Below are 19,426 nucleotides of genomic sequence, written 5' to 3'. Positions count from 1 at the left end.
AGACCCCCGCTGTCGGCCTGAACGGCCTCGTCCTCAAACTCCCCCAGAGGGGGGACCCCCAGACGGGCTGAAATGCTGGAAGTGGAGGAACCGTTACTGGGGTGGGAGTTTGCGGAAGTCCCAGGAGACGGTTTTTTCCGGGGTCAGGCGTATCCAGGCGTGTCTGCCGTCGTGCGGCATCTCGTCCAGGCGGAAGTTCTTGCGGGCGAACAGGGTTTCCGGGACGTCCAGTTCGGCGCGCAGTTCCCCGGTGCGCGGTGACTCGCCGACGAACTCGACGGTGCCGGAGAGTTCTACGCCGCGCAGTTCGTCGTACTCCTCGCCCGTGTCGACGACGATCGCCACCCGCGGATCGCGGCGCAGGTCGGTCCAGCGCTTGCTGCGGACCACCGAGTACAGCCACATCGAGGTGCCGTCCCAGGCGAACCACAGCGTGCTGACATGCGGAGCGCCCCCGGCCGACACGGTGGCGACCCGGCAGGTGCGCTGGGTCGCCAGGAACTCGTCGAGTTCGCCCGGCGTCATCATGATCTTCCGGCCTCGGCGCTGAGTGGCGGTCATGCGATCCCCCTTTGTGCTCTCTTACATCGGAAAAGAATATGGGCTGCCTTCCGCCCGCACGCGACGGACGTTAGTCTCGCCCGCCCACCCGTACGGTCCGTGACCAGGGAGCGCCATGCCGTCGTACGAACAGCTCAGCGAACTCCTCGACCCCACGACCACGGTCCTGCTCACCGTCGAGTGCCAGCAGGGCGTCGTCGGACCGGACAGCGCGCTGCCCGAACTCGCCGGGGAGATGCGGTCGTCGGGGGCGCTCGCCCAGGTCGCCAGACTGGTCGCCGCCGCCCACGAGACCGGTGTCCAGGTCGTCCACGCGATCGCCGAACGCCGTCCGGACGGCCGGGGCGCCAACCGCAACGCCCGTCTGTTCCGGGCCGCGGAACGGCTCCCCGTCCAGCAGTTGTCGGGCACGACCGCGGTGCGTGTCGCACCGCCGATCGAGGTCGCCGACGAGGACCTCGTCGTACGGCGGCTGCACGGCCTGTCGCCGATCCAGGGCACCGACGTCGACGCCCTGCTGCGCAACCTGGGCTGCCGCACGCTGGTCGTGACCGGTGTCTCGGCCAACGTCGCGATCCCCAACGCCGTGTTCGACGCCGTGAACCGTGGCTACACCGTCGTCGTACCCAAGGACGCCATCGCGGGGGTGCCCTCCGACTACACCCCCGCGATGATCCGCAACACGCTCGCGCTGGTCGCCACGGTCGCGACCACCGACGAGGTGCTGGCCTGTCTCAAGCGACCTCGCCGCGCCGGGCGAGGGTGATGGCCAGGGGCGATGCTCAGGCGAGCGTGATGGAGTCGCCGGACACGGTGATCGACTCGGCGGCCAGCGCCTCGGTCGCCGGCCCCTTCTTCACGCTGCCGTCCGCGGCCGAGAACTCGCTGTTGTGGCACGCGCAGCTGATGACGCCGTTGGCGACGCCCGTCACCGCACAGCCCGCGTGCGTGCACTTCGACGAGAACGCCTTGTAGGTGCCCGCCGTCGGCTGCGTCACCACCACACCCTGGTCCTTGAAGATCTTGCCGCCGCCCTCCGGGATGTCGGAGGTCTTCGCGAGGGCGGTGCCGGCAGCGGCGCCCTGTTCGGTGGAGGAGTCCGACGGGTCGTCCCCCGACCCGCACGCGGTCAGCGTGACGGCGAGCCCGGCCGCGCCGGCCGCCGCCATGACCGTACGACGAGCCGGTCCCGATACGGGCTGAAGCGAGGCGCTGCTCATGCTGACGTTTCCTTCCGCAGGTGTTTCTTGCGTCTGTGCGGAGATACGAATGCCGTGTGCGCGCCGTTCAGGAGGCGCTCACATCCGGCAGGGAACGCCCCGGTTGACCGGGTCGTCCTGACCTGCTGCTATGGGCCTCGGTCTCCTCTGGCCTGCGAGAACGCGTCCTTGAGGGGCTTTCAGCTGGACCAGCTGGACATTCGTCCGCCGGACGGCGGCGTCCTGTTCGTCGCGGGGAGGGCGGCAGTGGTGCGTCTCAGGGTGTGAGCGCTGTGTTGTTCGGCGCCGTATCGCTGGGAGTGGCGCGTCATGGAGTGGCCGTGTCTCCTGTGGAGGGGATGTGGTGATCCGGGTCGACTTCGTCGTCCAGCGCAGCGGCGACTTCGGAATCCCGCGCGCATCCGGCTCGTACAAGTGCCGGCAGCGCGGGTCGCAGGCCCGGATCGACGTCTGTGTCCCCTTGCTGCCCGCCGCCGGGTCGGCGCACCCGCCCCCAGCGGTTCCTCGCAGGCCTCCAGCTCGTCCACATGCCTGTGCACCGCTGTCCCGCTGACCTCAGCCGCGCGCGACCGCCCGGACAACGAGCCGCCAGGCTTGCGTCGCGGGCCGTGGGCGGCGGCGCTGGTGGGAGGCACCGGCTGATGTTCGTCGACGACCGGCTTCCGGCGACGCTCGTGCATGATGCCGGCTGTCAGGGTCCGGGTGTCCGGGCCGGCGGACACGTCGTCACACCGCCGCACCGCAAGTTCAAGAAGAACGCTCCGGATTGGCACGAGGAGACGCACGCACGATGGCGCAGAGCGCATTCCTCACGCCGTATCCGGGTCGAGCATGGAACTGCCCATCTGAAGAACTGGCGAGTTCGGTTGAATTGACGCACCCGCCGTGGCGATGGGATTGCTCCCCCCGGCATTTCGTTCCATGGCGGTGGGCGTCGTCAGCACGACGCCCACCGCTCGGTACTCGGACTCAGCTGCACTTACGTCCGGTGTTGATGCACTGGACCGCCTTGTTCATCAGCTTCGCGTCGAAGACGTTGATGAAGTCACCGTGGTCGGTGACCGGCTTGTGCTGCTGCTCGGGGAAACTGTCCAACGAGAAGAACGGACGGGTCTTGCCGTTGTCCTTGAGGCTGGGCGCGTCCACGTCGTACACCAGACGCTGCACCAACTGCGGAATGGCCTTGAAGCCGGTCGGGCAGTTGCCGTTGGCGTCAGCGAAGGCCACGTGCGTACGGTGGTTGGCGCTGTCGATGTTCGTGCCGTCCCAGCAGCTCTGGAACTTGAAGGTCCGTACCACGTCGCTGCCTGACGGGCAGAGGGGGTACTTGTCCTTCAACTGCACCTTGTTCTCGAAGCCGGTGCAGCTCCAGGAAGCGTTGGCGTTGGCCGTGCCGTTGACGAACGCCTTGGCGTCACCGGTGATGACGCGCAGGAACTTGGGCATCGCCACCACCTTGCCGCGGGGGCTGCCCACGAAGTTCAAGGTGGACTTCTTGGCCGTCAGGATCCGGCCCGTGTTGCCCTCGGCGCCGCCGCCCTGCTTGTCGGCGTCGAAGTCCTTGGTGCCGTCCTGCAGGCGCAGCACCGGCCAGTAGTAGGACGACTTGTCGCCCTTGTTCTGGCAGCTGGTCCCGGCCTTGGCGAAGTCCTGGTCGCTCGAGAAGGCGTCGTTGTCCTGGTTGCCGACGTAGTCGTGCAGGTGGTGCGCGCCGTTGGTGACACCGGGCGCGACGATGACGTTGTCGCTGTTGTACAGCTTGTTGGCGTTCACCCCGCACTTGGTGACGAAGACGCCCTTGGAAGCCTTCGCCGACCTGGCAGGGGTGCGCACATTGGACCTCACCTTGGTGATGTCCACGAAATCGGCGGCGACGGGGCCGTTGCCGGTCTGTCCGGCATTGGTGTTGTTGCCACCCTGGTTGTTGTTGCCGCCCTGACCGGCGGTGGGCTGGTTGCCGGTGGCGCGCAGCGTGCAGGCAGCCAAGGCGTCAAGGCCCTGCGGCTTGGCGGCCACACGGCCGATGGCGATGGTGATCCGGTCGAGCGTCGCCTTCCGCTTGTCCTTCAGCGGACCCACGATCGCGTTCTGGGCGAAGTTGGGGTCCTGCGCAATCGCCTTCTGGGAGGTGGAAAGACGCTGGTATGCCTCGGATATCTGCTTGTCGAGGAGGGCCAGTTCCCTGTCGACCTGGGCCTTCGCCTGGGCGGGCACCGATGTCAACTGCTGGCCGACGTCGGGGCAGTCGATGGTGGTGGAGGTTCCAGCCGCGAGCACCTGGTTCTGGGCAGAGCCCTTCGACGCGCTGGTCTCGTCGGCCGAGGCGTAGATGTTGACCGCCACCAGTCCACCGGCTCCTATGGCCAGTGCGGCCGCCGCGCCTACCGCCCGGCGGGCAGTCTTCGATCTTTTTCGCGTATTGCGTCTCATCGGGCCTCTCAAGGACATCTCCGGAGCCGGTAGGACTTCCGGCATGGGTGGAGCGCGTCCTTAGGTACGGATGCGCGCGCCGAATGCTCAGCGAATTCTCAGATTCGTGGGTTCCTCCATCCGCAAACAGTGCATGAAAGCCCAATTCGGACCGCGTCCGGCGGTCGGTCCCGGCGATCCGGCGTTTGCTGACGACGGCGTTCGGGTGGTGTCTCCGCGATCACCCTCGGTTACTATGCTCACTTCGTGCCGGAGGCCGGAGAGATTCTTCCCAGGGCCGTTTGACGGGTGATGTCGACTGTGGTGGCCCCTCTGGCGGTGCTCGTGGATCGCAAGGTTGAAGAGACAGGTGGCCTGGGAAATGTTGAAAGAGGTCATCGCGACCCGCTACATCACGCCCCTGCGTGAGGGCGGTTCGCTGCCGGGGCTCGTCGAGGCCGACGATCTCGGGACGTATGTCATGAAGTTCACGGGCGCGGGACAGGGCCGCAAGACGCTCGTCGCCGAGGTCGTCTGCGGTGAACTCGCCCGACGGCTGGGGCTGCGGGTGCCGGGGCTGGTGGCGGTCGCTCTCGATCCGGTGCTGGGACTCGGCGAGCCCGACCAGGAGGTGCAGGGGCTGCTCAGGTCGAGCGGCGGCGCCAACCTCGGCATGGACTTCCTGTCGGGGGCGATCGGCTTCGACCCCCTCGCGTTCGAGGTGAGCGCCGAGGAGGCCGGGCGGGTGGTCTGGTTCGACGCGCTCGTCAACAACGTCGACCGCTCGTGGCGCAACCCCAACCTGCTGATGTGGCACGGCGATCTGTGGCTCATCGACCACGGCGCCACGATGATCTGGCACCACCACTGGCCCGGCGCCGGGACCTCCGCCGCCAAGCCCTACGACGTCTCCGAGCACGCGCTCGCGCCGTTCGGCCCGGACATCGCCTCCGCCGCCGCCGAACTGGCGCCGCTGGTCACCGAGGAACTGCTCGCCGAGGTGACCGCCGAGATCCCCGACGTGTGGCTCGCGGACGAACCCGGCTTCGACTCGCCGGACGCGCTCCGGCGGGCCTACGCGGAGCCGCTCCTCGCGCGCGCCGCCGTCATCCATGAGCGCGTCAAAGGCGTCGAGGGGGAGAAGTGAGCGAGCGGGACGTCTTCGAGTACGCGCTGCTGCGGGTCGTACCGCGGATCGAGCGCGGCGAGTGCTTCAACGCCGGGGTTCTGGTGTACTGCCGCGCCAAGTCCTTCGTCGCGGCGCGCACATATCTGGACGAGGGCAAGCTGCGGGCGCTGGACCCCGAGGCCGACGTGGCCGGCGTGCGGGCCGCGCTGCGTGCCGTGGAAGGGGTCTGCGCGGGCGGAAAAGCCGCAGGTCAAGCCGCGCTGGACGATGCCGGACGGCGCTTTCGCTGGCTGATCGCGCCGCGCTCGACAGTGGTCCAGCCGGGGCCTGTGCACACGGGCCTCACCGCTGATCCGGGAGCCGAGACGGAGCGACTGCTCGCTCTGCTGGTCAGGTAATGGCTCACACCGGCGCCGCCCGCCGTTGACACCGGGTGCCAGGACTTCTAGCGTCACGTGTACTGAAGGTACTAAGCGGTCGCTCACCTGAGGGCGTACCGTGGGCCGCAGGCTTTTCAAGGGCGAGGAGAACCAGCAATGTCCACCACTGAGCAGCGGGTCGCCGTGGTCACGGGCGGTGCGCGCGGCATCGGCGCCGCGACCGCCGTACGACTGGCGGCGGAGGGTCGTGCCGTCGCGGTGATCGACCTCGACGAGGCCGCCTGCAAGGACACCGTCGAGAAGATCACCGCCGCCGGTGGCAAGGCGATCGCCGTCGGCTGCGACGTCTCCGACGAGGCCCAGGTCGAGGCCGCGGTCACGCGTATCGCCGAGGAGCTGGGCGGACCCACGATCCTCGTCAACAACGCGGGCGTCCTGCGCGACAACCTGCTCTTCAAGATGAGCGTGTCCGACTGGGACACGGTCATGAACGTGCATCTGCGCGGCGCCTTCCTGATGTCGAGGGCCTGTCAGAAGTACATGGTGGACGCCAAGTTCGGACGGATCGTCAACCTGTCCTCGTCCTCCGCCCAGGGCAACCGGGGCCAGGTCAACTACTCGTCCGCCAAGGCCGGCCTCCAGGGCTTCACCAAGACCCTCGCCCTCGAACTCGGCAAGTTCGGCGTCACCGCGAACGCCGTCGCCCCCGGCTTCATCGCCACCGACATGACCGCCGCCACCGCCGAGCGCGTCGGCATGGGCTTCGAGGACTTCAAGGCCGCCGCCGCGACCCAGATCCCCGTGCAGCGCGTGGGCAACCCGGACGACATCTCCAACGCGATCGCCTTCTTCACGGGCGAGGCCGCCGGATTCGTCTCCGGCCAGGTGCTGTACGTCGCCGGCGGACCGCTCGACTAGGGCCGGGGAACAGCGACATGACCACTGTGGAACTCTCGGGCAAGGTCGCCCTCATCACCGGCGCCAGCCGGGGCATCGGCTACGGCATCGCCGAGGCGCTGCTCGCACGCGGTGACCGGGTGTGCATCACCGGACGCAACGAGGACGCGCTCAAGGCGGCCGTCGAGACACTCGGCGCCGACCGGGTCATCGGCGTGGCCGGCAAGGCCCACGACGAGGCCCATCAGGCCGTCGCCGTCGAGCGCACCCTGGAGGCGTTCGGGCGCGTCGACCACCTCGTCAACAACGCCGGTACGAACCCGGTGTTCGGGCCGATCGCCGACCTCGACCTCAACGTGGCGCGCAAGGTCTTCGAGACCAACGTCGTCTCGGCGCTCGGCTTCGCCCAGAAGACCTGGCACGCCTGGCAGAAGGAGAACGGCGGCGCGATCGTCAACATCACGTCCGTCGCCGGCCTCTCGGCCTCGCCGTTCATCGGCGCCTACGGCATCAGCAAGGCCGCGATGGACAACCTGACGCTGCAACTGGCGCACGAGTACGCGCCCCGGGTGCGGGTCAACTCGATCGCGCCGGCCGTCGTGAAGACGAAGTTCGCGCAGGCGCTCTACGAGGGCCGGGAAGAGGAGGCCGCCGCGGCCTACCCGCTGGGCCGGCTCGGCGTACCCTCCGACATCGGAGGCGCCGCCGCGTTCCTGACCTCGTCCCAGGCCGACTGGATCACCGGCCAGACGCTCGTGGTCGACGGCGGGATCTTCCTCAAGGCCGGCAACGGCTGACGTACGGATCCCCCCGCGTACGAGGCGGGGCGGGCGCAACCCGATGAGGGGGCGTCCGCCCCGCCTCGCGGCTTTCGCGCACTCTGTCCGGAGTCTCCGCGGGTCGGCGAATTTGGTGTCCACGCCGACATCCACCGGAAGATGCGCGGCGGAAAGTCTCCATGTCGACCGGTGCAAACCGATGCGTCCCCGGCTGACAGAAAAACCTTCTGTGTCGACGTCCGAGGTCACACAGTCGGACGACAGCGCTGTCCGATACGTGCTGATCAACGGGCCTGACGGGAAGCTGGACCGCCCGGTGGGGCACTGCGGTATGGTCTGCCGACCGTTGGCTTGGTATAGCAGATCGAGGAGCGTGCACGTGTTCAACCGGAACCGGGGCCTGCGGCAGCTGGCGACAGCCGCGTCCATATCCATGGTCGCCGGATGCGGAGTCTTCTCCTCCGACTCCTCCAACGACGGGAAACCGATCGTGGTGGGGACGACCAGCGAGCCCAGCACACTCGATCCGGCGGCCTCCTGGGACAACTCGTGGGAGCTCTTCCGCAACGTCCACCAGACCCTGCTCAACTTCGACACCGGCGGGTCCGAGCCCAAGCCCGACGCCGCCGAGAGCTGCGGTTTCACCGACAGTTCGAGCACGGTGTACAGCTGTGAGCTGCGCGAGGGCCTGAAGTTCTCGGACGGACACGAACTGGACGCGCAGGCGGTCAAGTACTCCATCGACCGGATCAGGACGATCAACCACAACGGTGGCCCCGCCGGTCTGCTGACCAGCCTCGACCGGATCGAGGTGAAGGGCGACCGCGAGATCGTCTTCCACCTGAACCAGGCCGACGCGACGTTCCCCTTCGTGCTCTCCACGCCCGCCATGTCGATCGTGGACCCCGATGAGTACCCCGCGAAGTCCCTCCGCCAGGACGGCAAGGTCAACGGCTCCGGGCCGTACATCCTGGAGTCCTACAAGGAGGGCGACAGGGCGGTACTCGTCCGGAACGACAGCTACAAGGGCATCGCGGACCTGAAGAACGACGCGGTCACCATCCGCTACTTCCAGAGTTCGGCAACGGTGGCCAGCGCCCTCCGGGACAAGTCCATCGACGTCGTCTACCGCGGTCTCAGCGCCACCGACGTCGTCGACATCGAGGACAACGAGAAGGAGGAGGGCCTCCAACTCATCGAGAACGCCACCACCGAGATCAGCTACCTGGTGTTCAACCCCAAGGACCCGTGGTCCAGCAAACTCTCGGTGCGCAAGGCGATCGCCCAGGTCGTCGACCGTCCGGCGCTCGCCCACAACATCTACAAGGACACCGTCGAACCGCTGTACTCCATGATCCCCAAGGGTCTGGTCGGCCACACCACGGGATTCTTCGACAACTTCGGGAATCCCAGTGCCGCCAAGGCCAAGCAGATCCTCCTGGAAGACGGCATCACCGACCGCGTCCCGCTCACCCTCTGGTACACGAGCGACCGCTACGGCTCCCAGACCAAGCCGGCCTTCGAGGAACTGAAGCGCCAGCTGGAGACCTCCGGCCTGTTCACGGTCAAGCTCCAGAGCCGCCCCTGGAAGACCTACGTGGACGGCTACCAGAAGGGCGAGTACCCGGTGTTCGGTCGTGGCTGGTTCCCGGACTTCCCCGACGCCGACAACTTCATCGCCCCCTTCGTGGGTGAGCAGAACGCGCTCGGTACGCCGTACACGTCGCCCGAGATCACCGGTCAACTGCTGCCCGAGTCACGCCGCGAGAGCGACCGCGGGGCCGTCGGCGAGCAGTTCGAGGAGGCCCAGCAGATCCTCCTTGACGACGCCCGGCTGCTGCCGCTGTGGCAGGGCAAGCAGCATGTGGCGGCGAACGAGGACGTTGCCGGCACCGAGGTGTCCATCGACCCGGCGACCATGATGGTGATGTGGGAGCTGTACTGGAAGACCAGCTGGTAGCGGAGCCCGTGACCGGCGCACGGCCGGCGTCGGGAGCCGTTGCCGGTGACCCGTTGTCAGTGGGCGCCGGTAGGTTCTTCGGTGAGTGGAACACACCGCACATCGGAGGAAGTTCACGTGACCGACATCGCCATGCTGCCCGATTCCTGGCGCGGCGTCCTGGGTGACGAGCTGCAGCAGCCCTACTTCAAGGAGCTGACCGAGTTCGTCGAGGAGGAGCGGGCGAAGGGTCCTGTCTATCCTCCGCGCGACGAGGTGTTCGCCGCGCTCGAGGCGACGCCGTACGACAAGGTGAAGGTCCTGATCCTCGGTCAGGACCCCTACCACGGCGAGGGGCAGGGCCATGGCCTGTGCTTCTCGGTCCGGCCCGGGGTGAAGACCCCGCCCTCGCTCCGCAACATCTACAAGGAGATGAAGGAGGAGCTGGGCACGCCCGTCCCCGACAACGGCTATCTGTTGCCGTGGGCCGAGCAGGGTGTGCTGCTGCTCAACGCGGTGCTCACGGTCCGTGCGGGCGAGGCCAACTCGCACAAGGGGAAGGGCTGGGAGAGGTTCACGGACGCGGTGATCCGGTCCGTGGCCGACCGTCCCGACCCGGCGGTCTTCGTCCTGTGGGGCAACTACGCGCAGAAGAAGCTCCCGCTGATCGACGAGGAGCGGCACGTGGTGGTGAAGGGGGCGCACCCGTCGCCGCTGTCGGCGAAGAAGTTCTTCGGCTCGCGCCCGTTCACCCAGATCAACGAGGCGGTGGCCGCGCAGGGGCACGCGCCGATCGACTGGACGATTCCCGACCTGGGCTGATCCTCGACCTGTGCTGATTCCCGGCCGGGGCCGACGACCAGGGAGCGACGAGCCGTGTCACCGGGCCGGTCCCTGGTCGTCACGGGGCCGGTCCGGCGCCGTACCGGCTCGCCTGACCGGGATTGTCAGTGCCTGCGGCTAGCGTCGGGAGGGAAGCGGGCACAGCGGACGAGGGCGGAGGGCGCGGTGACGGAGCGGCAGGAACAGGTGGCACCGGATGCCATGATGACCCGGATCGGACAGGCCGTCATGTTGTATCACGCCGGTGACCGCGAGGAGGCCCGGGGGCGCTTCCTCGGGCTGTGGGCGGAGATCGGGGCGGCCGGCGATCCGTTGCACCGCTGCACGCTGGCGCACTACATGGCCGACACGCAGGACGACCCTTCGGACGAACTGGCATGGGATCTCCGGGCGTTGTCGGCGGCACAGGAGCTGACGGACGAGCGGGTCGCGGAGGTCGTCCAGCACGAGGGGGCGCTCGCGGTGCGCGCCCTGTACCCGTCGCTGCACCTGAACCTGGCCGCCGACTACGTCAAGCTGGACCGGCCCGGAGCCGCCCGCACGCACATCCGTCGCGCCCGCCTCGCGGCCGACGCCCTGGGCGACGACAGCTACGCCGACGGGGTCAGGGCGGCCATCGGCCGACTGGAGCTGCGGCTGAGGGAGGGGGACTCCTCCGGGGAATCGGGAGGGAACTCCTGGGGGCCGCCGAGACAGCGGCCCTAGGGGTGCCCTAGGGGGCCTGGAGGGCACTGATGCGTGCCCGTTCGTCAGTGCGACCCGGCGGACGGCCTCTGGACCCTCAACGCCCGTACGTCTCCTTGCAGATGACCGTCTGGGGGCTGTCCTTGCCCCAGCCGCCGTACTTCTTGCCCAGGGCGCACACGTCCGTGATCTCGCGCACCGGGCGGGACACCTCGGGGAGTTCGACGCGGGGCTGGGTGTGGCGGCGCTCCGGCTTCGGCGGGCGCTTCTTCGGCTTGGTCCGGCGGGGCGGCGGCGCCGGAGCGGCGGCCGGTGGGGCCATGGGCGCCGCGGCGGCCGGGTGGTGCGGCTCGTCCGCGGCCCGCGGTGTCCGCGGGACCTGAGCGGGCTTGCGGTCGGGGCCGATGAGCTCAAGTGCCTCCCGTGCGGGCGCCTGCACGATCTGCGGTTCTGCCCGGCCGTCCGGGCGGGGCACCGAGGGCTGGGACGGTGCCGGGGGAGGGCCGGGCGCGGTCGGGTGCTGGATCGTGACGCAGCCGGAGAGGGCCGTGACAGCCACGGTGACCAGAAGCGTTGCGGTGGTCGTCGTTCGATGCACCCGCGCAACTCTGCTGTGTCCGGCCCGTTTCGGAACCGCCGACGAGTGGAGGATGCCCCACACGGGTGATCTCCGGCCCCTTACGGAGGGCTGGGGAGGGCCCCGGCTGACGGACTTCACCGTCCCGACGAGCGCCCCTCCGCCGGCGCGGCTCAGTCCCCGGTCGCTCCGTCGAGGCGTTCGCGGATCAGGTCGGCGTGGCCGTTGTGGCGGGCGTACTCCTCGATCATGTGGGTGTAGATCCAGCGCAGGTTGAACGGCTCGTCGGTGAACCGGCTCCTGCCGCGGGAGAGTTCGTCCAGGCCGAAGCCCGCGGCGTTGCGCCGGGCGACCTCGATCTCCGCCTGCCAGGTGCCGTACGCCTCCTGCCAGCTGTCCGCCTCGGTGAGATGGAACTCGCCGTCCCGGTCCTCCTCGGTGTAGTAGATCGGCGCCGGATCGTCGTCCATCAGCACTTTGCGGAACCAGCCCCGCTCCACTTCCGCCATGTGCCGCACCAGGCCCATGAGGGACAGTTCGGAGGGCTCCACCGAGGCGGTCCTGAGCTGGGCGTCGGTCAGGCCTTCGCACTTCCACGCCAGGGTCTGCCGGTGGTAGTCGAGCCAGCCCTCCAGCATGGTGCGCTCGTCGGCGTTCTGGGCGGGTTCACTGCGTGGCGCCTGTGTCGTCATGCAGGCATGGTCGCTCACCGAGACCGCCCCCACCACGCGTTTTCCGGAACCCCGGCCGGCCGGCGAAGTCTCCGGCGGCCCTATGCTTCCGGCATGACCCAGGCAGGCAACCGCTGAAGGAGACCCCGTGAAGGTCGGCTGCATCGGACTCGGTGACATCGCGCAGAAGGCGTATCTGCCGGTGCTGGGCACGCGGCCCGGCGTCGAGCTGCATCTGCACACGCGGACGCCCGCGACGCTCGCCCGGGTCGCCGACGGCCTGCGCCTGCCACCCGGACAGCGCCATGGCGACCTCGACGAGCTGATCGCACAGGGCCTCGACGCGGCCTTCGTGCACGCGCCCACCGCCGTGCACCCGGAGATCGTGACCAGGCTGCTGGAGGCAGGCGTACCGACGTACGTCGACAAGCCGCTGGCGTACGAACTCGCCGAGTCGGAGCGGCTGGTGAGGCTGGCGGAGGAGCGTGGGGTCTCGCTCGCCGCCGGGTTCAACCGGCGCTTCGCGCCCGGGTACACCCAGTGCGCCGACCACCCGCGCGAGCTGATCCTCATGCAGAAGAACCGCATCGGGCTGCCCGAGGAACCCCGCGCGATGATCCTCGACGACTTCATCCATGTCGTGGACACGTTGCGGTTCCTGGTGCCGGGCCCGGTCGACGACGTGACCGTGCGCGCCCGCACCGAGGGCGGACTCCTGCACCACGTGGTGCTCCAGCTCGCCGGGGACGGCTTCACCGCGCTCGGGGTGATGAACCGGCTCAGCGGCTCGGCCGAGGAGATCCTCGAAGTGTCCGGGCAGGACACCAAGCGTCAGGTGATCAACCTCGCCGAGGTGATCGACCACAAGGGCCAGCCGAGCGTACGGCGGCGCGGCGACTGGGTGCCCGTGGCCCGGCAGCGCGGCATCGAACAGGCCGTGCTCACCTTCCTCGACGCCGTGCGCGCGGGCAAGGTGCTCAGCGCCCGGGACGCACTGGCGACTCATGAACTGTGCGAGCGGGTGGTGCGTGCCGTGGCGGAGCGGACCGGCGCCGCCTGAGCAGGCCCACGCCCTCGACGGCACCCAGGACGACGATGACGAGCACGGCCGCGTGCACCGGCCAGTCGCCGAATCGGACGTACGGCGTGACACCCCGCGCCAGCGGTACGTCGTACACCACCGAGGTGCTCGCGCCGGTGCCGAGCCAGGAGCCGACGCGCTCGCCGCTCGGGTCGTAGACGGCGGAGACGCCGGTCAGCGTCGCGTGGACCATGGGCCGGCCGGTCTCGGCGGCGCGCAGGGCCGCGATCGAGGCGTGCTGCTCGGGGGCCCAGCTGTGCTGGAACGACGAGGTCGAGGACTGGGCGATCAGCACCTGGGCGCCGTCCTGGGTGAGACGGCGGCTCATGTCCGGGAACGCGGACTCGAAGCAGACCATGGGCCCGACGCGCAGCCCGTGCCCGACGTTCATCACCACCTGCTCGGTGCCGCGTTTACGGTCCTCGCCCGCCGCCTTGCCGACGGAGGTGGCCCAGCCCAGCAACGATCGCGCCGGAATGTACTCGCCGAAGGGCACGAGCCGCATCTTGTCGTACCGGTCGCCGGTGGGGCCGTCCGGGCCGACGAGCACCGAACTCTTGTAGATGCCGGGCCGGTCGGAACGTCTGGCGTCCACGTTGACGAGGATGTCGGTGCCGGTCGTGCGTGAGAGCGAGGCGAGCCGTTTCGCCAGGTCGGGGCGGTCGGCGAGGTCGTAGCCGACGCTGCTCTCGCCCCAGACGACCAGATCCACGTCCTGGCCGGACAGCCGGCGGGTGAGCGACTCCTCGAGCGCGAACCGTTTTTCGGGACTGTCGGCGCCCTCGACGATGCCCGGCTGTACGACGGCGATCCGGACCCGGCCGTCGGCCTCCGGGCGCGGTGACCACACCCAGGCCGCGGAGGTCACGGCGGCGGTGGCGACGAGCCCGGCCACGGCCGGGACCCGGGACTCGCGCACCGCGACCAGCACGGCGACCGCGACGTTCACGGTCACCACCAGGAAGCTGAGCAGCCACACCCCGCCGACCGAGGCCAGCCGCAGTGTGGGCGCCACCTGCCACTGGCTGGACCCGATCATGCCCCAGGGTCCGCCCAGTCCCTGCCACGACCGGACCAGCTCGGCCATGAGCCATCCCGACGGCAGTACGACGAGCCCGGCGGCGATCCGTCCCGCTGAGGCCCGGCCCGCCAGGAAGCGGCGTACGAGCAGGCCCCAGGGCGCCCACAGCGCCCCCAGCAGCGCCGCGATGACGACCGTGAACACATGCAGGCTCGGCAGCAGCCAGTGATGCACGGCCAGCATGTACCCGAGGCCGCCGAACCAGCCGTCGCACGCCGCCCGTCTGGCGGTCGGCGCGGACCGGACGAGCAGGATCCAGGGCACGAGCGCGACGTAGGCGAACCACCACAGGGCCGGCGCCGGGAAGGCGAACATCGGCAGCGCACCGGCCAGCGCGGCGACGGCGGAACGCCGCCAGGGGGAGGCGAGCCAGCGGCCGGGCAGTTCCATACGGCGCCTCCTACCAGTCGGGTTTCGGGATCACCGGATCAACTACCCAGCCGGTCACCCCTTACGTGGGTCCAGTGTGCGTGGTGGGGACGATCTCGGACCAGCGGGACTCCGGCCAGGAGCGGCGGAGTCCTCGTACGGCGTACGGCGTACGGCGGCCGGTCCGGGAGCGGGGGAAGGGTTCAGTCGGTGGCGGGCGCGGTGGCCGGTTCCGGGTGCGGCATGCGGCGCCACTTCTCCTGTACGACCACCTCGCGCAACCGCCAGCCGTCCCCGGTACGGACCAGCTCGAAGGCGTACCGGCCGCCGCACACGAAGTCGGGTGCGGTGGACCCGCCTTCGCCGGCACGGTCCGCGAGGCGCATGGGATTGACGTAGTCCGCCTGGACGCGGGCCGTGTCGCCGGTGTCCTGCTCCAGGATGTCGAAGCCGACCCGGCGGTTGACGATCAGATGCTGCCGCATCGGAAACAGTTCCATGCTCTGCCTGAGCCATCCGGCGACCTGCCGGGCGTCCCCCTCGATGCCGCCGGCCGAGCGGTAGTCCGCCCGCCCGTCCGGCGCGAACAGTTCCACGTACGTCTCCCAGTCGCCGTCGTCCACCGCCACCGCGTACGCGGTGACGAGTCCGTCGAGGGAGAGCCGGTCCATCACGGTCGCGAGCTCCACACGCTGCGTCATCGGCTCAGTGTTGGGCACGGGAGGGGCGCAGCCAAGGGAGGCGCGGATATTCGGTGGCCGATGGGGCTCGATCTCCTCCGGAGGGCGGCCGGGCGCGGTCGGCGTGTGCCGTGCTCTCGGTTCCCGACCGGAAGCTCAATTGTTGCTCTGAAGTGGCAGGGGACAGGGTTGTGCCGTTTCGCGCCGGGCGACACTGCGGGCAGAGAAGGTGTTCGAAGGGGGCCGGCATGGGAATGGTGTTTCGGCGGACCGTCTCAGCGATGGAGGAACCCGGGGCCCTGGACGCCTACGACGTCGCGTTCCTGGCAGGTGGGACGCGGCGGGTGGCGGACAGCGCGATGATCGCGCTGTCCGAGCGCGGCCTGCTGAAGCTCGGCGGTTCACGAGTGCGGGCCCTGGGAGAGGCGCCGTCCCTGCACCCGGTCGATCGTGCCCTGATCGCCTCGTGCCCGCGCAGTAGGAGTACCACCTCTGTACTCGCCGCCCTGCAACGCTCGCCAGAGGTGCGGGAGATCGCCCGCCGACTCGCTGCGCGGAGCCTGGTGACGGTCTCCGGGCGCCGGCTGACGCGGCAGGGCAGACGGCAACTGCGGGCGGCCGAACGGAGCGAGGGCTTCCCGGACTACGTCTTCGGTGGTCCCACCGCTCTCCCGCACGGCCCGGTCCGACGCGGCGTCGTCAGCGCGCGGCCGGTCCCGTCCGGTCTGGGCCGCGCTCTGATCCGCATGGGCAGGGCCTTGGACCGCGACTCCGACTCCGACGCCGGTTCCGACTCGGACGCCGGCTCGGGCAGCGATGTCAGCTGCGGTGGTGGGAGCGGCAATTACTGAGCCTCACGCACCGGGCATGGAGCGAAGCGCTGTCGCAGGGGTGACGCTTCGCAGACCGATCACGGTGCCCGCGGCCAGGATTTTGTCACCGACTGCCGACTGCGCGCGGCCACCGCTCTCTTCAGCCATGCCTGGAGTCCCGTTTGGCGGCTCTTCGCGAGGGGCCACGCCGACGCCGGGAGCTGCGCACCGCGATCGGTGGCATCAGCGACAAGGTCCTCACCGAGTCCCCGCGCCGGCTGCTCGCCGCCGGGCTGGTCGACCGCCACGCACACGCCGAGGCGCCGCCTCGCGTCGAGTACGGCCTGACCAGCTGGGGGCGGTGCCCGGCCGCTGGGCGGTCGAGCACGCCGACGAGCTTCTCGAAGCCCAGGAGGGCAGTACGTCACACGGCCAGCTAGCGGGCTGGGGGTTCATGGAGAGAGACGGTCATCTTCACCGTCACGTCATCCCCTGCTACGAGGTCGCTCCGCTTGCGCACAGCGACCTTGAGCGGCAGCAGGTAGCCGCCGTTCCTGGGGAAGAGCGACGTCTGGAAGACGACCGCGCCGATCTGAACCTCTACCGGGATCACGCCCCAGCCGTAGGTGACCATTGCGGCCACCTCGCGGATGTCGGCGGACTCCTCGTCCGGCACAGGAACGAAGTAGTACGGCGACGGCCCGCGCCACTCGACCACGCGGCCGGAAAAGATCAACTCCATCAGGCCAGTCTCCTGCCCCGATGGCGGCCACGTCACGTGATCGGCGTGACCAAGGACGACCAGGGTGCCTGGCAGCGCCGTTTGAGGCGGGCGGCGGTCCGAGTGCGGTGGTGGGACCCGGAGTGCCATCAGCGGTTCGGTACGCCGACGAGTGGATCATTGGGAGCGAGGCCGTGCCCGCGCACCTGCGACCGTAGGGGGCGTAGCGGGCGGAGAAGGCACGTTGCGGAGCGAAACGATACGGAGGTGCGTCCATGAGCGGGTCGCCGGTCACGGTGGTCACGGGTGGCAGCCGGGGGATCGGTGCCGCGACCTGTCTGCGGCTCGCGGCGGACGGTCATGACGTCGCGGTGGGCTACGTGCGGGACGCCGGGGCCGCCGAGTTGGTCGCGGCGGGGGTGAGGGAGGCCGGAGCCCGGTGTGTGGCCGTCCAGGTCGACACCTCGGTCGAGGCGGATGTGGACCGGTTGTTCGACACGGTGGAGGAACGGCTGGGGCCGGTCACCGGGTTGGTGAACAACGCCGGGGTGACCGGCCCGTTGGGCAGGCTCGCCGACGCGGATCCCGCCGACCTGCGGCGCGTGGTGGACGTCAACCTGCTGGGCACGCTGCTGTGTTCACGCAGGGCCGCACGCTCCATGACGGCTCGGAGGGACGGCGTGATCGTGAACGTGTCCTCGGCGGCGGCCACCCTCGGCAGTCCCGGTGACTATGTCCACTACGCGGCGACCAAGGCGGCGGTCGACGCCCTGACGCTGGGCCTGGCGAAGGAACTCGGTCCGGACGGTGTCCGCGTCAACGCGGTGGCCCCGGGCATCATCGACACCGAGATGCACGCGACGATGGGTGACCCGGGCCGGGCGGAACGCGCGTCCCCGACGATTCCGCTCCGCAGACCCGGGCTGGCCGGGGAAGTCGCGGCTGCCATCGCCTGGTTGATGTCCGCCGAGGCCTCGTACACGACGGGCGCGGTGCTGCGGGTGTCCGGCGGGCGGTGACGGTGCGTGGCGGGGAAGGGGAGCGAACAGGACGTACGAATCGGTGGCACGGGCGGGGACGGGGGACAGGGGCCCGCCCCTCCTGGCGTCCGCCTCGCGGTCAGGCGGCCTCGATGATCTCGCCGCGAATCGCCGCGGCCCACTTGACCACCAACAGCTCGTACTCCTCCCGCTCCTGGGCCGAGAGGGATCCGCCCGCGCGGAGCCAGAGCGCACGGATCTGCTCGTTCAACGCAGCAGCAGACCGCACGGAACCAGGGGCCAGGGAATCGGGGGACATGCGCACCAGCGTAGGCGCAAGGACTGACACTGCGCTACCAGGTGGCTACTCGTACGGTATGTGGTTGGTCACGGTCGGACGATCTTCCGCCGGTGTGCCGGTCCCGGCGTCAGCCCGCGGACTCCGCCGCGTGCGGGCTCAGGGCGCCCGTCGCCACCAGGGCGATGATCACGATGCCGAGGACGATGCGGTAGTACACGAACGGCATGAACGACTTGGTACTGATGAACTTCATGAACCACGCGATCACGGCGTACCCGACCACGAAGGCGATCACCGTCGCGAAGGCCGTCGGACCCCAGGAGACATGGCCGCCCTCCGACGCGTCCTTGAGCTCGAAGACACCCGAGGCGAGCACGGCCGGCATGGCCAGCAGGAAGGAGTAACGGGCCGCCGCCTCACGGGTGTAGCCCATGAACAGACCGCCACTGATGGTCGCGCCGGACCGGGAGACGCCGGGGACCAGTGCCATCGCCTGGCACAGGCCGTAGATCAGACCGTCCCGTACGTTCAGGTCCTTGAGGCCCTTGCGCTCCTTGGCCGCCCGGTGCTTCCCGCCGGCCTCGTCGCGCGCCGCGAGGCGGTCGGCGATGCCGATGACGATGCCCATCACGATCAGCATCGTCGCGGTGATCCGCAGGTCCCGGAACGGTCCCTCGATCTGGTCCTTGAGCGTGACCCCGAGGACACCGATCGGAATCGAGCCGACGATCACCAGCCAGCCCATCTGGGCGTCGTGGTCGCTGCGCATCGCCTTGTTGGTGAGCGAGCGGAACCACGCCGACAGGATCCGCCCGACGTCCTTGCGGAAGTAGATGAGCACCGCCGCTTCCGTGCCCAGCTGGGTGATCGCCGTGAAGGCGGCACCCGGGTCCTCCCAGCCGGAGAACGCGGCCGTCAGGCGCAGATGCGCGCTGGAGGAGACGGGGAGGAACTCGGTCAGCCCCTGGACGAGTCCGAGGATGAGGGATTCAAACCAAGACATGAAGTTACGTGGTCCAAGCGCTGATCGTGGAAGGGCCGACGGACACACCGGACCGCCCGTGCGAGAAGCGAAGGACGGCGGAGATCAGGTGTGTTGAAGGGCAGCCTAGCGGCCCCCGGTGACAGGCCGAGCACAGGGGCCGGGGTCAAGGGGTGGCAAAGGCGAGGCTCCCCCTGACACCCGCCCCGCACCATCCACCCCGTGGACACCCCAGACGTGGTGTTGACCGGCTGCTTGAGCGGAACATACGTTGCAGCGAAGAGAAAGCGCTTGCTGCCCCCGGAGGTCCGGAGTCATCACGCGTTGGCC

22 protein-coding genes and 2 pseudogenes are annotated in these 19,426 nt (G+C 69.4%); 13 read left to right on the top strand and 11 right to left on the bottom strand.

Annotated features, from left to right (window positions below; all coding sequences use genetic code 11):
- Window positions 1-93 precede the first annotated feature (93 nt).
- The gene (locus IEY89_RS30135) at window positions 94-561 is read right to left on the bottom strand and encodes a pyridoxamine 5'-phosphate oxidase family protein (protein WP_189150675.1); all 468 of its coding nucleotides are present in this window, start codon (window positions 559-561) and stop codon (window positions 94-96) included.
- Between the two features lie 115 nt (window positions 562-676).
- Here IEY89_RS30135 and IEY89_RS30130 point away from each other — a divergent pair, with 115 nt between their 5' ends.
- On the top strand, window positions 677-1,327 hold the full coding sequence (locus IEY89_RS30130) for a cysteine hydrolase family protein (protein WP_189150674.1): 651 nt from the start codon (window positions 677-679) through the stop codon (window positions 1,325-1,327).
- A gap of 16 nt (window positions 1,328-1,343) precedes the next feature.
- Here the strand turns inward: IEY89_RS30130 and IEY89_RS30125 are convergent, their stop codons facing one another.
- Together IEY89_RS30125 and IEY89_RS30120 are read right to left on the bottom strand one after the other, a co-directional pair.
- Complete coding sequence (locus IEY89_RS30125) at window positions 1,344-1,781, bottom strand: Rieske (2Fe-2S) protein (RefSeq protein ID WP_189150673.1); 438 nt, start codon at window positions 1,779-1,781, stop codon at window positions 1,344-1,346.
- 348 nt (window positions 1,782-2,129) lie between these two features.
- Window positions 2,130-2,350, bottom strand: a pseudogene (locus IEY89_RS30120) (ISAzo13 family transposase); the annotation flags it as partial.
- A 72-nt stretch (window positions 2,351-2,422) separates the two neighbouring features.
- Here IEY89_RS30120 and IEY89_RS30115 point away from each other — a divergent pair.
- Complete coding sequence (locus IEY89_RS30115; RefSeq protein ID WP_229695483.1) at window positions 2,423-2,656, top strand: hypothetical protein; 234 nt, start codon at window positions 2,423-2,425, stop codon at window positions 2,654-2,656.
- A gap of 94 nt (window positions 2,657-2,750) precedes the next feature.
- On the opposite strand, the gene IEY89_RS30110 is transcribed toward IEY89_RS30115, so the two are convergent.
- A complete protein-coding gene (locus tag IEY89_RS30110) occupies window positions 2,751-4,211 on the bottom strand; it encodes a DUF1996 domain-containing protein (protein WP_189150672.1) in 1,461 nt (486 codons plus the stop codon).
- A 361-nt stretch (window positions 4,212-4,572) separates the two neighbouring features.
- On the opposite strand from IEY89_RS30110, the gene IEY89_RS30105 reads away from it, so the two are divergent.
- The 7 genes from IEY89_RS30105 to IEY89_RS30075 all read left to right on the top strand — a co-directional run bounded on the left by IEY89_RS30105 (window position 4,573) and on the right by IEY89_RS30075 (window position 10,862).
- Window positions 4,573-5,337 (top strand): HipA family kinase, encoded by a 765-nt coding sequence (locus IEY89_RS30105; protein WP_189150671.1) that lies wholly within the window; start codon window positions 4,573-4,575, stop codon window positions 5,335-5,337.
- Window positions 5,334-5,717 (top strand): DUF3037 domain-containing protein, encoded by a 384-nt coding sequence (locus tag IEY89_RS30100; RefSeq protein WP_189150670.1) that lies wholly within the window; start codon window positions 5,334-5,336, stop codon window positions 5,715-5,717. The genes IEY89_RS30105 and IEY89_RS30100 overlap by 4 nt, the downstream gene beginning before the upstream one ends.
- A gap of 138 nt (window positions 5,718-5,855) precedes the next feature.
- The gene (gene fabG / locus IEY89_RS30095; RefSeq protein WP_189150669.1) at window positions 5,856-6,617 is read left to right on the top strand and encodes a 3-oxoacyl-ACP reductase FabG; all 762 of its coding nucleotides are present in this window, start codon (window positions 5,856-5,858) and stop codon (window positions 6,615-6,617) included.
- Between the two features lie 17 nt (window positions 6,618-6,634).
- Window positions 6,635-7,393: an SDR family oxidoreductase gene (locus IEY89_RS30090; RefSeq protein WP_189150668.1), complete on the top strand. Its 759-nt coding sequence runs from the start codon at window positions 6,635-6,637 to the stop codon at window positions 7,391-7,393.
- Window positions 7,394-7,754: 361 nt separating this feature from the next.
- Window positions 7,755-9,335: an ABC transporter substrate-binding protein gene (locus IEY89_RS30085; RefSeq protein WP_189150667.1), complete on the top strand. Its 1,581-nt coding sequence runs from the start codon at window positions 7,755-7,757 to the stop codon at window positions 9,333-9,335.
- 117 nt (window positions 9,336-9,452) lie between these two features.
- A complete protein-coding gene (gene ung / locus IEY89_RS30080; RefSeq protein WP_189150666.1) occupies window positions 9,453-10,136 on the top strand; it encodes a uracil-DNA glycosylase in 684 nt (227 codons plus the stop codon).
- A 186-nt stretch (window positions 10,137-10,322) separates the two neighbouring features.
- Window positions 10,323-10,862 (top strand): tetratricopeptide repeat protein, encoded by a 540-nt coding sequence (locus tag IEY89_RS30075; protein ID WP_189150665.1) that lies wholly within the window; start codon window positions 10,323-10,325, stop codon window positions 10,860-10,862.
- A 76-nt stretch (window positions 10,863-10,938) separates the two neighbouring features.
- Here IEY89_RS30075 and IEY89_RS30070 read toward each other — a convergent pair whose 3' ends face one another.
- Both IEY89_RS30070 and IEY89_RS30065 read right to left on the bottom strand, forming a co-directional pair.
- Window positions 10,939-11,439, bottom strand: a complete 501-nt coding sequence (locus IEY89_RS30070; protein ID WP_189150664.1) for a hypothetical protein — start codon at window positions 11,437-11,439, stop codon at window positions 10,939-10,941.
- A gap of 152 nt (window positions 11,440-11,591) precedes the next feature.
- Window positions 11,592-12,110: a DinB family protein gene (locus IEY89_RS30065; protein WP_189150663.1), complete on the bottom strand. Its 519-nt coding sequence runs from the start codon at window positions 12,108-12,110 to the stop codon at window positions 11,592-11,594.
- A gap of 127 nt (window positions 12,111-12,237) precedes the next feature.
- Between IEY89_RS30065 and IEY89_RS30060 the strand changes: the two genes are divergently transcribed.
- Window positions 12,238-13,149, top strand: a complete 912-nt coding sequence (locus tag IEY89_RS30060; RefSeq protein WP_189150662.1) for a Gfo/Idh/MocA family protein — start codon at window positions 12,238-12,240, stop codon at window positions 13,147-13,149.
- On the opposite strand, the gene lnt is transcribed toward IEY89_RS30060, so the two are convergent.
- Window positions 13,067-14,641, bottom strand: a complete 1,575-nt coding sequence (lnt, locus tag IEY89_RS30055; RefSeq protein ID WP_189150661.1) for an apolipoprotein N-acyltransferase — start codon at window positions 14,639-14,641, stop codon at window positions 13,067-13,069. The genes IEY89_RS30060 and lnt overlap by 83 nt on opposite strands.
- 182 nt (window positions 14,642-14,823) lie before the next feature.
- On the bottom strand, window positions 14,824-15,321 hold the full coding sequence (locus tag IEY89_RS30050) for a nuclear transport factor 2 family protein (protein WP_189150660.1): 498 nt from the start codon (window positions 15,319-15,321) through the stop codon (window positions 14,824-14,826).
- Window positions 15,322-15,581: 260 nt separating this feature from the next.
- On the opposite strand from IEY89_RS30050, the gene IEY89_RS30045 reads away from it, so the two are divergent.
- A complete protein-coding gene (locus IEY89_RS30045) occupies window positions 15,582-16,151 on the top strand; it encodes a TIGR04222 domain-containing membrane protein (protein ID WP_229695477.1) in 570 nt (189 codons plus the stop codon).
- 99 nt (window positions 16,152-16,250) lie between these two features.
- Window positions 16,251-16,533 (top strand): annotated as a pseudogene (locus IEY89_RS30040) (winged helix-turn-helix transcriptional regulator); the annotation flags it as partial.
- A gap of 15 nt (window positions 16,534-16,548) precedes the next feature.
- Here the strand turns inward: IEY89_RS30040 and IEY89_RS30035 are convergent.
- Entirely contained in the window at window positions 16,549-16,854 is a 306-nt protein-coding gene (locus IEY89_RS30035) for a DUF1905 domain-containing protein (RefSeq protein ID WP_189150658.1), read from the bottom strand.
- 254 nt (window positions 16,855-17,108) lie between these two features.
- Here IEY89_RS30035 and IEY89_RS30030 point away from each other — a divergent pair, with 254 nt between their 5' ends.
- A complete protein-coding gene (locus IEY89_RS30030; RefSeq protein ID WP_189150657.1) occupies window positions 17,109-17,852 on the top strand; it encodes an SDR family oxidoreductase in 744 nt (247 codons plus the stop codon).
- Between the two features lie 100 nt (window positions 17,853-17,952).
- Here IEY89_RS30030 and IEY89_RS30025 read toward each other — a convergent pair whose 3' ends face one another.
- Together IEY89_RS30025 and IEY89_RS30020 are read right to left on the bottom strand one after the other, a co-directional pair.
- Window positions 17,953-18,132, bottom strand: coding sequence for a hypothetical protein (locus IEY89_RS30025; protein ID WP_189150656.1), 180 nt, complete (start codon window positions 18,130-18,132; stop codon window positions 17,953-17,955).
- A gap of 109 nt (window positions 18,133-18,241) precedes the next feature.
- Window positions 18,242-19,117, bottom strand: a complete 876-nt coding sequence (locus IEY89_RS30020) for an undecaprenyl-diphosphate phosphatase (RefSeq protein WP_189150655.1) — start codon at window positions 19,115-19,117, stop codon at window positions 18,242-18,244.
- Between the last annotated feature and the right edge of the window lie 309 nt (window positions 19,118-19,426).

The sequence above is a fragment of the Streptomyces lacrimifluminis genome (genome assembly GCF_014646095.1).
Lineage (GTDB): Bacteria > Actinomycetota > Actinomycetes > Streptomycetales > Streptomycetaceae > Streptomyces > Streptomyces lacrimifluminis.
The sequence above is the reverse complement of the archived record's forward strand: the minus strand, read 5'-3'. Positions and strand labels throughout refer to the sequence as shown.

What these genes read in the sequence shown, in the direction of transcription:
- IEY89_RS30135 (WP_189150675.1), bottom strand. Translation starts at nt 561, where the DNA reads ATGACCGCCACTCAGCGCCGAGGCCGGAAGATCATGATGACGCCGGGC.
- IEY89_RS30130 (WP_189150674.1), top strand. Translation starts at nt 677, where the DNA reads ATGCCGTCGTACGAACAGCTCAGCGAACTCCTCGACCCCACGACCACG.
- IEY89_RS30125 (WP_189150673.1), bottom strand. Translation starts at nt 1,781, where the DNA reads ATGAGCAGCGCCTCGCTTCAGCCCGTATCGGGACCGGCTCGTCGTACG.
- IEY89_RS30115 (WP_229695483.1), top strand. Translation starts at nt 2,423, where the DNA reads ATGTTCGTCGACGACCGGCTTCCGGCGACGCTCGTGCATGATGCCGGC.
- IEY89_RS30110 (WP_189150672.1), bottom strand. Translation starts at nt 4,211, where the DNA reads ATGAGACGCAATACGCGAAAAAGATCGAAGACTGCCCGCCGGGCGGTA.
- IEY89_RS30105 (WP_189150671.1), top strand. Translation starts at nt 4,573, where the DNA reads ATGTTGAAAGAGGTCATCGCGACCCGCTACATCACGCCCCTGCGTGAG.
- fabG (WP_189150669.1), top strand. Translation starts at nt 5,856, where the DNA reads ATGTCCACCACTGAGCAGCGGGTCGCCGTGGTCACGGGCGGTGCGCGC.
- IEY89_RS30090 (WP_189150668.1), top strand. Translation starts at nt 6,635, where the DNA reads ATGACCACTGTGGAACTCTCGGGCAAGGTCGCCCTCATCACCGGCGCC.
- IEY89_RS30065 (WP_189150663.1), bottom strand. Translation starts at nt 12,110, where the DNA reads ATGACGACACAGGCGCCACGCAGTGAACCCGCCCAGAACGCCGACGAG.
- lnt (WP_189150661.1), bottom strand. Translation starts at nt 14,641, where the DNA reads ATGGAACTGCCCGGCCGCTGGCTCGCCTCCCCCTGGCGGCGTTCCGCC.
- IEY89_RS30050 (WP_189150660.1), bottom strand. Translation starts at nt 15,321, where the DNA reads ATGACGCAGCGTGTGGAGCTCGCGACCGTGATGGACCGGCTCTCCCTC.
- IEY89_RS30045 (WP_229695477.1), top strand. Translation starts at nt 15,582, where the DNA reads ATGGAGGAACCCGGGGCCCTGGACGCCTACGACGTCGCGTTCCTGGCA.
- IEY89_RS30035 (WP_189150658.1), bottom strand. Translation starts at nt 16,854, where the DNA reads ATGGAGTTGATCTTTTCCGGCCGCGTGGTCGAGTGGCGCGGGCCGTCG.
- IEY89_RS30030 (WP_189150657.1), top strand. Translation starts at nt 17,109, where the DNA reads ATGAGCGGGTCGCCGGTCACGGTGGTCACGGGTGGCAGCCGGGGGATC.
- IEY89_RS30025 (WP_189150656.1), bottom strand. Translation starts at nt 18,132, where the DNA reads ATGTCCCCCGATTCCCTGGCCCCTGGTTCCGTGCGGTCTGCTGCTGCG.
- IEY89_RS30020 (WP_189150655.1), bottom strand. Translation starts at nt 19,117, where the DNA reads ATGTCTTGGTTTGAATCCCTCATCCTCGGACTCGTCCAGGGGCTGACC.